We start from the raw sequence: 12,616 nt of genomic DNA on the forward strand, positions 1-12,616 counted from the left end.
CTTTATGCAAAAAAAATATAGCAATCTTCAGGCTATAAAATCTACTAAAACAAAACAATTACAACGTGTTTACAAACAAAATCAACCAAAAGATAGATTCATTTCGCCGAAACTTGCCCAAGCCTTAGCTGCAATTACTAAAGAAATTGTCTCTGAGCAAGACAGGATGCTGCTGATAGGAGTGCAGACAGAAAATGTATCTGTTCAACTGTTTGAGGATGCGGTTTCTGGGAGGGCTAAATGAACTCACAATATAACTTTCAATACTTTCAAGGGAGTTCTCTTTCCGATCTGTTTGCTCAAGATATTACAGATGCATCTTATGGGTTTATCCTGAATTACCCTGCAACTGCCAGTTGGGCTGCTTATCCCAACCTGGAAAAATATTTTATTCAAGATGGCAGTAGTGAAGCCACCAAAACCTCCTTTGACAAGATTTGCCAAAAGGAACCTTGGAAAATTTTAGCTGTATTAGGCGATCGCATTCCAGGAATTGCGATTAATCCGCCGCCAAAGTCGCTGCTTGCATACTGGCAAGAGCATTTTGGCTTCAGCTACTCCAATAGGTTAATGATGGATCGCTTAACTTATCTGGACGATCTCAGCCACAGCGAGCGCTTTGACAAACTCATCACTCTATTTCCCTTCGATCGCCTAAAACCTGAAAAACACGCTATTGATTCAGACACTCATTACCGTTTACTCAGCAAAGTAACGCTAGACCATCTGGGGGTGCAATGTCCAAAATACGAAAGCTACAATTTGCATGAAGTCAATCTCGAAGATATTAAATTACCAGAATTTCCCTACTTAATTAAAACGTCCCACGGACTCTCAGGAGAAGGCACTTATATTATCAAAAGCTCCAGCGATTTGAACTACTGTTTTGAAGAAATCAAGAAATATTTGGATATTAAGTTGCTCGATAGGATTATTGTCTCGGAGTTCGTCAAGAATGAGGTGCAGAATTACTGCGTACAGTTCTATGTCAACAAAACGGGAGAGATAACCCTCATCGGCACTACCAGCCAACTCGTCACTCCAGAAGGTAACTATTTAGGGGGACTGATTGACTACCGCAACACTGACATGAGCAAGTTCTTTGAGATGATTGCCGCCATTGGTGAATATGCTTACAAACATGGTTATTTCGGCGTGATTGGGTTCGATGTGCTGGAAGATCGAGACGGAGAGTTTTATGCAATCGATGCCAATTTCCGAGTTAATGGATCGACTCCGTTGTGTTTGCAGCGTCACACCTTACTGGGACTGGGAAAGGAAGTTGCCAAATATTCTAGTAGCTACCGCATGGAAGGAACGTTAGATTCAATTTTAGTGACCTTAAAACCAGAACTAGATCGCAAGGACTTAATCGTTCTGTCGGCTTTAGAGAGGGTCAAATACGGAAAAATCTATACCGAAATTTATGCGATCGTTACTGGAGAAACTATCCAGGAAATGCAGCAGATCGAGCAGAAATTACAGAATAAGGGATTGCAATGGCTCGCTTAAACAGATTGGGGAGCGGGGGAGCAGAGGAGCGGGGGGGCAGAGGAGCAGGGGAAACAAAACAGAAAAGGGATTAACCCCACTGTTGAGCTAGCTTCCTGTAGGGTACGAGAACCACTTATTAAGAAGTGGATGGACTCAGCCCCATGTTCCGCTCTGATTCACGGCAGCAGATAAGAGGTCTTTTCCCCCTGCCCCTCTGCCTCTCTGCCCCTCCGCTCCATCAAACGCCTGAAGCTTGTGAGAAATGCGGGAGTCTTGAAAGTCTAGAAAATGCTTACATCTACTTCCTGTGGCGCTTTCAGATTCCCCAATAGACAGAGAAATGCAACCGTAACAATAATTAACATATATATGTACTAGGAAAGTTATTAAGAAATATTTTTAATAACAACTGATACTAACAAAGCAACTGAATTACCTATTGAAGCTAAAGTCTCTAACGTTCTCGAAGCCAATTCCCAATCCCTGATTTATTTTAAAACGTAACACTTATGCAATTAAAGCCAATCAATCAGCAAGTCGTTTCGGTCGTCGGAGCCTCCAGTGGTATCGGACGTGTCACAGCTCTTGAGTTTGCTAGACGCGGCGCAAAAGTCGTAGTCTCGGCTCGGAGTGAGTCGAAGCTAAAGTCTTTAGTGGAGGAGATTCGCGGCTTTGGCGGTGAGGCAACTTTTTACGTAGCTGATGTGGAAGTATCTGAGCAAGTTAAAGCGATCGCAGATAAAGCTGTAGAAGTGTACGGGCGACTCGATACATGGGTACACGTCTCTGCTATCGGCATCTTTGCCACTTTCGACAACATAACACCAGAAGAGTTTAAGCATGTCATTGATGTCGATCTCATGGGACAAGTGTATGGTGCAATGGCAGCCCTACCCCATCTGAAGCGTGAGGGACGGGGCGCACTGATCCATGTCTCTTCAATGGAAGGTAGGCGATCGCTCCCCTACCAAAGTGCTTACTCGGCAGCCAAGCACGGGGTTGAGGGCTTTATCGAAGCCATGCGCCTTGAGTTGCAACATGAAAAATGGCCGATCAGCGTCACGAGTGTGAAACCAGCGGTGATTAATACCCCCTTTTGGAATAATGGTCTGACGAAATTAGGCGTAAAGCCTTCCGGGATACCACCTTACTACGATCCTAAACTTGTAGCTGATGCTATCCTCTATGTAGCCGAACATCCAACTCGTGATTACTTGGTTGGGGATGTAGCTAAAATATTAGATGTGGTACAGCGCCTCTCACCATCATTAGTAGATTCACTGTTACTGCTCGTCGGCTTCGATTTACTACGTTCTTCTGAGCCGAAATCTGAAGATGCACCAAATAATTTTTACCAATCTGTTCCTGAAGACGACAGAGTTAAGGGTGATTTTAGTAACTTAGTTATACCTAGCATTTCCGACTGGCTAGAGAAAAATCCGCTTCTTCAGTGGGGTGCGATCGCTGGTACAGCAGCATTAGCGTTTATAGCAGGTCAAGCATTCAAAAAGGAAGGATAAATAGACCTGTCCAAAAATTTGCAATCCAGTTTTTACAAGGATTTATCTCAAATCCTTGTAGACTTTTTAGCAAAATAGTGATGATATTTTGAGATAATTACTCATAATGCCGATTAGCTTAGTTATAAAAATATTTTTAACTATTCATGCTTTGCACAACCATAAGTTTGTTGATTAATTGAGTAAATCTCAGCAGTCAAATTGTCCGATCCAGGAGCATTCCAGCCAATGACAGACTATCAACGCACCTTACCGCCTCTGTGGATAGGTTCGGCGATCGCTTTCTATGCCTTTATTGCCATTGGCATTGCTGAAGCAGGATTAGGAGTTCTTCTACCCTCCATTCTGTCTACCTATAACCTGACTCCAGCAACCGTCACCCTACTGTTTCTCAGTCAAATTAGCGGCTACATTCTGGCAGCATTCACCAGCAGTCTGGTGAGTAGTCGGCTGGGATTAGCCCGAATGCTGTTGATTGCTGCGGGTGCGCTGACGATGGCACTGATAATCTATGCCATCTCACCCTCCTGGTTTCTCATGGTTGCCGCTGGATCGGCGTTGGGATTGGGCATTGGGTTGATTGATGCAGGCATTAACACTTACATTGTGCAAGATTCCCGCAGTGCCAATTTGATTGGTTTGCTCCATGCTTTCTATGGTATTGGCGCACTTTCAGGCCCCGCGATCGCTACTACTTTGTTAGCAGTTGGGATGAACTGGCGACAAGTTTATGGGGTATTAGCCGGGATTGTCAGCCTATTAATTGTCAGCGTGCTGGGCGTCATCATCTTCAACTACACTCCAATGACAGTACGGGTATTGCCATCAAAGACAACTGCCTTAGAAAATCTGGGCAGAGCGCTGCAAACTCCGATAGTACTGCTAACTGGATTACTTTTGCTGGTTTATGTTGGCACTGAAGCCTGCATTGGCAACTGGGCATACACTGTGCAGTCTGTCGCTCGTCACACTCCGACGCTGATTGCTGGTTACAGCGTTAGTGCCTACTGGGTGGGATTAACATTGGGACGTTTCATTTTAAGTTATTTCTTGCGATCGCTTGGGGCAGTCCGCACAATCAGTATGTCGCTTAGTCTTGTAATCATTGGATTGCTTGCTTGGTGGCAACTGCCAGATCAATGGATTAGCTTGCCGTTGATTGGCTTTGGGTTGGCAGCCATCTTTCCTGCAACCATTTGGTTAATTCCTCAACGATTACCAGACCCCCATGTTCCTGCGGCTGTTAGCATTGCCACTAGTGCCGCCAGTTTGGGGGCTGCGATTATACCCACTGGAGCAGGCTGGGTTGCAAGTTGGACAAGTTTAGAAATTATCCCAATGTTGATGCTGCCATTGGCGCTGTTAATGATGGGCTTACATTGCTGGCTGGTACAACATTCGGTAAAAGGCAAGTAATACCAATTAAAAATTAAAAATTAAAAATTCAGAAAGCTAAATTTTATCTAGATTTCTAGGCTGTATCTGTCACATTCTTTTTTTGTAATTGATATAACTTTTCGCACTGAATGGCACGAAAATATCAGGCGATCGCTACATCTAAAACGTGACGATTTTACACAAAGTTATATTTAGTGAGACAATTCAGCTTTCAGATGGTCAGCTAATCGAATTGCCAACGTGATAATGGTAAGCGTCGGATTAGCATAGCCTCCTGTAGGGAAAACAGAGCTACCTGCCATAAATAAATTAGAGATGCCGCGAACTTGACAATTTGCATCGACAACTCCTTGTTTTGGGTCGTGATGCATACGCGTTGTACCCATATTATGATGAGTACTAAGAGAAGCAACTGGACGATCTCCGTCTAATTCAATCTGCAACTCACCCAGTCCGGCGCTAGCAAACTCTTGTGCAAATACTAACTGCGATCGCTTCACACTGCAAATATCTATTTCGCTCCAATAATTAGTTAATTTTGCTTGCGGACAACCCAACTTATCTAGTTGATTACTGAGTGTTACCCGATTATCTGGATTTGGTGTTTGTTCAGTTTGGCTAAGAACTTCAAACTTTGTATATTTCTGTTCATTACCTTCATCCTCAGACCATCCTCCATGACTTAAATCAGGGAATAAATATTCCTTTTTGAGATTATATTTATACCAATCAGCTACTAAATCATCAATATTCGTAATTACATTTTGCAAATGCTGAAAAATATTTTTAGGTAACTGTCTTTGTCGAAGTGAAGAGAACAAAATTTTTGCAGAAGCCTTTGCTGCCGATCTATACCTTTCATCTCTGGGATATAACAACGCGGTCATATTTAGTAATTTCTCGCGGCGCATAACTTGTTCCGTGAGCGCAAATTTTCCCATGACTGTGACATTATTCACGCGGCGTAAGTCATACAAAGCCATCGAATTAAAGATTTTGCGATTTTGCGGAACAAGCATACCACAACGAATAAAAGGATGATCCATGAAGAATCTACCCACTAAATCATGTTGATTGCCTAATCCATTCTTTTGAATTCTGTTTGACAATAATAATAAACGCGCGTTTTCAATCCCACCTGCGGCTAAAATAAATACTTTTGCAACAACCCAAAATTTCTTACCAGATAAACAAGCAACTTGCACGCGTTTCACTGTTTGGGCTGTTTCGTCTGCCTCAATTTCTACCACATTGGCGTTGAGGAATGTAGTTATATTAGGAGATTGATTGATTTGGTGGCGATATTCATTGGTGAAAATATCGCGCGGGCCAAACTGAAACATACTAGTAGTAACTCGGTCACTTGTGAAATGTGTCCGAGGAGATTGAGCATTTTCCCAAGCCTCTGCCTCATAAGCAAAAGAACCTAGTTTACAGACTGCTTGAGCGCGCTCATAAAATGGATTCAGGTGAGATTTACTAAAAGGCCAGCCACTGTATGGAACCCAATCTCGTTTTTCAAAATCTATTTCGTCTAACGGTACGTGCCTTAAACCAAGTTGATTTTTATTAATTTCAATATTCCAGACATTAGCCATCCCACCAAATTGACGATGACGCATATCTTGTAAGGGTGGAAAAGGATCTCCAACCGTTTCGCCCTCACCAAGAGATGCAGTTTCTTGATTAAATTCCAAATCACCACTTTCTAGTAAGCAAACTCGAAAGTCTTGCCCAATTAATTCTCGTGCGAGTGTAATTCCTGCTGGGCCAGCACCAACTATACAAACTTCAGTATTAATAATTTCATCTATTGGCAATTTGCGGCTATCAATCAACATTGATTTAGTTCCTTTTGCATAAATATTTTTTATATTGTGCAGATGCATACAGGGTATTAATTATGAGGCGTAAATGCGTTTGTAGTAAGGACTTTAGTCCTGAATTTTTAAGCACTAAAGTGCTTACTACAAACCTATAAAAACTATTGTGATAAAGGACTAGGCATTACAGAGCGAATTGCACTAATAAAATTTTGGGCATAATTCTGCGTTGAAAAATCGAGAGCGCGTTGTCTAGCAGCAACTCCCGCACTCTGGGCAAATTCTTGCTCGTCAAGATAGCGGAGAATTGCGATCGCTAATTGCTCCGCATCGCCGTAAGGTGTTAATAGTCCATTCATGCCATCGGTAATAATCTCTGTCGGGCCGCCTGCACTGCCGGCAATTACAGGTTTACCCAGCGCCATCGCCTCAATAATCACAATCCCAAATGGCTCATTATCCGATGCATGAACAAATACATCCATTGCCTGCACCCATTCTGGGATATTACGCTGTAGTCCAGCCATAATTACTTGGTCTTTCAAGCCTAAAGCGGTGATTTCGCCTTTTAAAAAGTCCTCATAATCCGGTTCCAAATCGTGCTTACCGCCAACCACTACACAATGGGCATCGGGATACTTCTGTAAAATTTTGGGCATTGCTTGCACCAATACGTGCATTCCCTTCCATCGTTGCAATCGTCCCACAATTCCAATCAACGGCCCGTGTAAAGGTAAGCCTAGTTTTCGCCGTACTTCTTCTGGAGTTGGTAAAGCATTCGGCTCAAATCGGTCTAATGCGACACCAGGATAAACCAAAGGTGTTGGTCTGTGCGGCCAAATCTCTGCCTGTGCTTGCTTACCATCTTGCGAAAGGGTAATAATTGCCCGCGCTGGAATTAAAGTAGCAAGTCGCACCAACCAAGTTTTATCACTAGGTACTTCTAGTTGATACCACACAGCAGGCAAGCCCGCCAGCATCGCTGCCAAACCTCCCGATATATGCGTAATCCACATCCAATTGACAATTATATCTGCACGTTCGCGGCGAGCGATCGCAGCTATCCGCAAAACAGCACCAATAAAACGGTGGATTTGCCGTAAACGTCCACTTTCCACAACTCGCGCATCAATACCGAGAGACTTTACTTGTTCGACCATCGGGCCGTCTTCTAAAAATATCACCAGCCACTCAACACCAGCATTGCGTCCCTGCTGCACCAAATCCCAAAGCATCATTTCACCACCGCCTCGTTGCTCGGCCAGTGGCATGACAATAATTACTTTCATAATCTATAAAATTCCTATTTAAGTTGTAAGAAAAATGGGTTTAAAACCCCGTGTTTCCAGCACGGCTTTAAAGTAATGAGTAAGGAGTAATGAGTAATGAGTGGATGAAAAATGGGTATTTACTCATTACTTATTACTTATTACTCATTACTCCTTCTTAAGAGTGCGTTCACGGCGGTGAGGATGTCAAAAGATTTATGAGATTCTCGATTTATTAGAGAAGTTAGGAATATTGGAAAACATCTGAGGATTGCTATAGTACTTATGTCCAGCCATAGCCATAGCTAAAAATCCCCAAAGAATCATCCCTGATACGCTCAACATCCCGCTACCGATAACTAACTGTGAAGCAGAACTGATCCCAATGGCGCGGGCAGCACTGAGAAAACTATCAAAACGACCTTCACCATAGCTGCTAACAGTAATAATCAAAAAGATTAATCCACCCATATAAAATATGCCTCCAAACCAACCAAGGGTGAAAAACATATCTAAAATGCCACTATCAATTACCACTACTTCAATTTGACCAGTTTTTTCGTTGACCTTCCAAATATTTCCTAAGCCGTTACCTAGACCATTAGAAAGGGCTAAACCAAGATTTCTATCGTAAGTTCCCGATCTATCTTTAAAGCTGCCATCTTCTTGAATGTTAGAAAAAGTTTCAAAACGTGCTGCTACTACTCCAGCAATTGGTTCGATAGTTGTCAATGGCACAACACAAATAGCCATGACCGCAATTATGGTAATTAAGCGCATTTGAATTTTGGCTTTGACTGAACCCATAATCATAATTATTCCAAATAGCCAGCCTCCCCAATTAGTACGTGCTTGTGTTAATAGAAAAGATAAGTAACCAACAGCTGAAGCCGGAAAAATTAAGCTTCCTGAACCGGTCAATAATAACAGTAACCCAGCCTGCATAACAGAACCAAAGGGGCCAACTGAGTGTAATGTACTCCAGACGCGCATCCCGAAAGGTACAGGGTTTCCAGAACTCATGAATAATTTTGATTGTATGAGCCAGTACCTATCCCACTCAGGAGCTACCACAAATTGATATACGCCATAAGTTCCTAAAATCAACACACACCAGAGAAATGTTCGTTGAATATTCTGGCGATAGCTGGGATAATCTCGCCAGTTGATAAATAAGTGAAAAGCGAAAATAATTGGACTGAGCCAATCCATCAATCCGCGTGCTACAGGGATAGGTGGGTTGTAAATTAGACCGATGAGAAAGCCATAAAACACTCCGATAAAAGCTAAAACAAACGGCAAACCCCCTTGACGAGAAGCGCGGGGAAAGTGTCGCAAGAATGTTGCTATAGTAATAAACACCACTAAGTAGGGTGCTATAAGCATTTGACGGCTAGCATCCCACCCTACCCGATAATCAACTAAGCGAGTCGCTAAGGGTGTGAGAAACCAAATCCACCAGGTAAAGCCAATGTAGAGAATGGGATGCCGCAAGTATAAAAATAAGGCTACTACTAAAGCTGTCGCCGGGTAAATTAGACGCAATCCGGCAGTAACACCACCAAAATAGCAAACTACAGTTAGTAATATAAAGCCTGCGATCGCCATCCAACCCTGTAGCGATCGCTCTTCGGGAGAATAGTTTTCTTGTAAAAAACTATTGAAAAGTATCTGCTTAGAATTCATTCAATTTTAGATGTACAGATAAATAAATTTAGCAGCTTCCAATAAATTCAAATTTCCTTAATTTTGAATTTTGAATTTTGAATTTTGAATTCTTGATATCCCTGCCAACGCCCACGCCAAGATGCTAATAACTTTTTCCCTGCCAACTGCCCTTGGCTAGGTAAAAATCTCAGACATTGTACTAAGCCCAAACTATCGCATGTACCCACAAATACTGCCCAGAACAAAAATGCAATCCGGCGGATAAATGGTAAATGCTCTAGTAAAACTAAGGTTTCATTATGGACTAAATTAATAAAGGCAATTTCATTAAAGTTATTTCGCTGATCTTCGTCAAAACGTTGTGCTGGATAATGATCTACAGCAACGCTAGGATCGTAAATTATCTTCCAACCAGCCCGCTTTAATGCCAGGGTGAATGCCATTTCAAAGTGTACTTGCGCTCCAGTACCGCGCATCCGCTCGTCAAAGCGTAGTTGTCCGATAGCTTGGGTACGAAAACTCATGTTCACGCCCTTGAGAATATCGACTTCGCGGGGTTCTCCCACTCCCAGGTGATGGTTGCCAATGACTCGCCCAAACCATTGCAACTGTCCCACTACTGGGCGGGATTCGTCTTCTAATTTGCTGCCGTGGTATATCCAATCACGCCCTCCCAGTCCGCCGAGGTGACGATCGCAGGTAAAGTAAGCCGCAATCCGCTCTAACCAATCGGGGTGAGGTGCGGCATCATCATCAGTAATGGAAACAATATCGCCCTCCACTACTGCCAGTCCGGCGTTGAGAGCTGCTACCACCCCCGGTTGTGTCACTTTCACGGTATGCAGTGGCAAATTGTGCGCTGTGTATTGGGCAAGAAATTGCCAAGTTTCTGCATCCGTATCGCGGACAACCACTATCACCTGATCGACTGGTTTAGTTTGCTCCTGTAGCGCCAAAAGGCAGCGTGAGAGGTCTTGTGGACGGCGATAAGTCGGTATAAGAACGGTGTTCCGCATTCTTGCTTAACTCCTCGAATAAATCCACATAAGTTTGTGCCATAGTAGTCCAGCTGTGTTGTTCTGCCACAGAACGAGCAGCTTGACTCATTTGCTGCATGAGCATATCTACACTTACCAAGGACATCATCGCCACAGCCAAAGCTTCGATATCATTTGAGTCGGTTAAGACGATGCCACATTCTGGTGTCACCAACTCTGCACCCCCGGTGGCTGTGGCAGTAATTACTGGTAGTCCTGAAGAAAGTGCTTCTAACAATACGAGGCTACAAGCTTCATATCGGGAAGGAAAAATAAATAAATCTACTGACCGCATAATTTCGGGGATATCACGGCGAAATCCGACAAAATGCACGCGATCGCTTAACCCCAAGGATGCCGCTAGTTGTGGGAAGGGACTACCTTCGATATGACCTACTACCGCCAAATGTAAATCGGGAACTTTCACCAAGGCGTGTAGGACTGTATCTAAATTCTTTCTGGGTGTGCGGATGTCTCCAGCGAACAGAGCTAGGGTGACATTCTCCGGTAAACCTAATTTTTGGCGATTGCTTTCACCAGGGGTAAACTCTTCTAAGTCAACACCATTGACAATTACCCGAATCCGAGAACGCGGTACACCAATGTTGACTAATTCTTGGGCTACCTTTTCAGATACAGCCACCACAACCTGCGCTTTTTGGAAAGCTTGTTTTTCCCAACGGGCATTAAAAGCCGTAAATAACCACTGGTAGAAACCATATAAATCGCGGCGGTTGCGAGAAATATGAACAGGCGATCGCAACCATGAACTGTGGACAAAATGTACAGCATTCACATCAGCCGCGGCCAGATTAATTGCTCCATTGACTTTAACTAAATCAATCTCAGAGCGATGTTTACGTAACCAATCTGCACTTTTTTGGGCAAAGATGAAATTACGCACAAATTCTGTAGGATAGCCTTTGACTGGAATTTTAATCCAATTAACTTGACTATTTTCTTCTAGCTCTAGTGCGACTTCACTAGCTAATAATGTCAAGTGATGACCGCGACGTATTGCTTCCTTAGCAACCTCATAGTTTACCCGCCCCTGTCCATCACCTTTTTTGATTTTATGAGTAACAATACAAAGTTTCATACACTATTTCCTTAAGGATAATAAAGCTTGAATCCAACCCTCCCCGTATGTATTGGGGAGGGGGCAAGATTTCAAGTTTCCCCCCTTTATAAGGGGGGATTAAGGGGGGTCTATTCTACGCAAAAATTGCTAAAAAGCTTAATTTATCGAACCGCCATCGCGCTTCGCGTCTCGCAGAGAAGACGCCAAGAGCGCCGAGAATTCGTAGAGTGTGCGTAAGTCCTACGACTTATTCAAGAGGTCTCTTGAACAAATAAATTCCTCAACTCAGAGATATTGAGATATTATTTCGATATTCCTATTAACTTACTTGCTAAAAGTTGCGGAGTAAAACTAAGACTAAGTGCTGCCAGAGTTCGCACATTAAACTTTTGTTGATTCAGCGCTTGCCAAAAATAAGGACGTGCTGCGGCTATCTGTTCGCTTCGTAGCAAACCAATTCCCAAAGTAGTATTAGCTTCTAACCATTTCTGTTGAAAATGAGTTCTAAATTCCTGTAGCCGAGGGTCTTCCATAAATACTTGATAGCAAAACATTTCGCTTTTTGCTTTGCGAATTTTTGCTTGTACATCTCGACTACCACTGAGCATAGTATCAGTTTGCTCATGGGCACGATATCGCGTCAATTTTTCAGGACAATAGTAAGCGCCATAACCAGATATACAGAATAGATAGGTTAGATATAAATCCCACATCCCAGCAACTTCTGAGGGAATACTATACCAATCCACCAAGTTATTGCGAATCACACAAGATGCAGCAGTAGGTATACTTTTATCTACTAATCCAATTTTGGAAAAAGATTTATAAATTCCTTTTGCTAGTTTATCTCGCTTGTAAGCGCGTGTATTTTCTTCGGTACCAGCGTGATTAATTATGCCATTAGCATCTATAATGTATTGATCGCAAAAAGCGAGAATTAAATCAGAATTGGCTTCTAGTGGTGGTACAAGCTTTGCTAAAAAGTCTTCATGCCAAATATCATCGTCATGCAGACTAGCAACATATTTACCTTGTGCCATTTTAAAGCCATACTGCTGATTAGCTAACATCCCCACATTTTGCGGATGCTGCCAAAATTTGATGCGTGAATCACCAAAAGATGCGACAATTGCTTGAGGATTTTCGGAACTACAATTATCAGAAATAATAATTTCAATATTTTGATAAGTTTGTTTTATAGCACTTGCGATCGCTTGCTTGAGATAGTCTGGTCGATTATAGGTGGGGATAACAACGCTGACTAAAGGTTGTTGACATTCTTGATGTAATGACATATTTTTCTCACTTTATATTTTCTAAGTAAAAG

The 12,616-nt window shown here is 42.7% G+C and carries 10 protein-coding genes; 4 read left to right on the top strand and 6 right to left on the bottom strand.

Translation table 11 applies throughout. The annotated features are described in order from the left end of the window. The first annotated feature begins 4 nt into the window (after positions 1–4). From V7K84_RS06595 to V7K84_RS06610, 4 genes are all read left to right on the top strand, one after another. Positions 5–244: a hypothetical protein gene (locus tag V7K84_RS06595; protein WP_334837017.1), complete on the top strand. Its 240-nt coding sequence runs from the start codon at positions 5–7 to the stop codon at positions 242–244. After that, entirely contained in the window at positions 241–1,512 is a 1,272-nt protein-coding gene (locus V7K84_RS06600; RefSeq protein ID WP_334837018.1) for a carbamoylphosphate synthase large subunit, read from the top strand. The genes V7K84_RS06595 and V7K84_RS06600 overlap by 4 nt, the downstream gene beginning before the upstream one ends. 491 nt (positions 1,513–2,003) lie before the next feature. Continuing rightward, positions 2,004–3,014 (top strand): SDR family oxidoreductase, encoded by a 1,011-nt coding sequence (locus V7K84_RS06605; RefSeq protein ID WP_334837019.1) that lies wholly within the window; start codon positions 2,004–2,006, stop codon positions 3,012–3,014. A 228-nt stretch (positions 3,015–3,242) separates the two neighbouring features. Continuing rightward, a complete protein-coding gene (locus tag V7K84_RS06610; RefSeq protein ID WP_334837020.1) occupies positions 3,243–4,430 on the top strand; it encodes an MFS transporter in 1,188 nt (395 codons plus the stop codon). A gap of 173 nt (positions 4,431–4,603) precedes the next feature. Here the strand turns inward: V7K84_RS06610 and V7K84_RS06615 are convergent, their stop codons facing one another. The 6 genes from V7K84_RS06615 to V7K84_RS06640 form a co-directional block, all read right to left on the bottom strand. Next, positions 4,604–6,253 (bottom strand): GMC family oxidoreductase, encoded by a 1,650-nt coding sequence (locus V7K84_RS06615; RefSeq protein WP_334837021.1) that lies wholly within the window; start codon positions 6,251–6,253, stop codon positions 4,604–4,606. 143 nt (positions 6,254–6,396) lie between these two features. Continuing rightward, on the bottom strand, positions 6,397–7,524 hold the full coding sequence (locus V7K84_RS06620; RefSeq protein ID WP_334837022.1) for a glycosyltransferase family 4 protein: 1,128 nt from the start codon (positions 7,522–7,524) through the stop codon (positions 6,397–6,399). 195 nt (positions 7,525–7,719) lie between these two features. Next, on the bottom strand, positions 7,720–9,189 hold the full coding sequence (locus V7K84_RS06625; RefSeq protein WP_334837023.1) for an O-antigen ligase domain-containing protein: 1,470 nt from the start codon (positions 9,187–9,189) through the stop codon (positions 7,720–7,722). A 47-nt stretch (positions 9,190–9,236) separates the two neighbouring features. Then, positions 9,237–10,187 (bottom strand): glycosyltransferase family 2 protein, encoded by a 951-nt coding sequence (locus V7K84_RS06630; protein ID WP_334837024.1) that lies wholly within the window; start codon positions 10,185–10,187, stop codon positions 9,237–9,239. Beyond that, the gene (locus tag V7K84_RS06635) at positions 10,105–11,307 is read right to left on the bottom strand and encodes a glycosyltransferase family 4 protein (protein WP_334837025.1); all 1,203 of its coding nucleotides are present in this window, start codon (positions 11,305–11,307) and stop codon (positions 10,105–10,107) included. The genes V7K84_RS06630 and V7K84_RS06635 overlap by 83 nt, the downstream gene beginning before the upstream one ends. Positions 11,308–11,591: 284 nt before the next feature. Further along, positions 11,592–12,584, bottom strand: a complete 993-nt coding sequence (locus tag V7K84_RS06640; protein WP_334837026.1) for a glycosyltransferase family 2 protein — start codon at positions 12,582–12,584, stop codon at positions 11,592–11,594. Positions 12,585–12,616: the final 32 nt, after the last annotated feature.

This window comes from Nostoc sp., assembly GCF_036917315.1.
Classification (GTDB): domain Bacteria; phylum Cyanobacteriota; class Cyanobacteriia; order Cyanobacteriales; family Nostocaceae; genus Nostoc.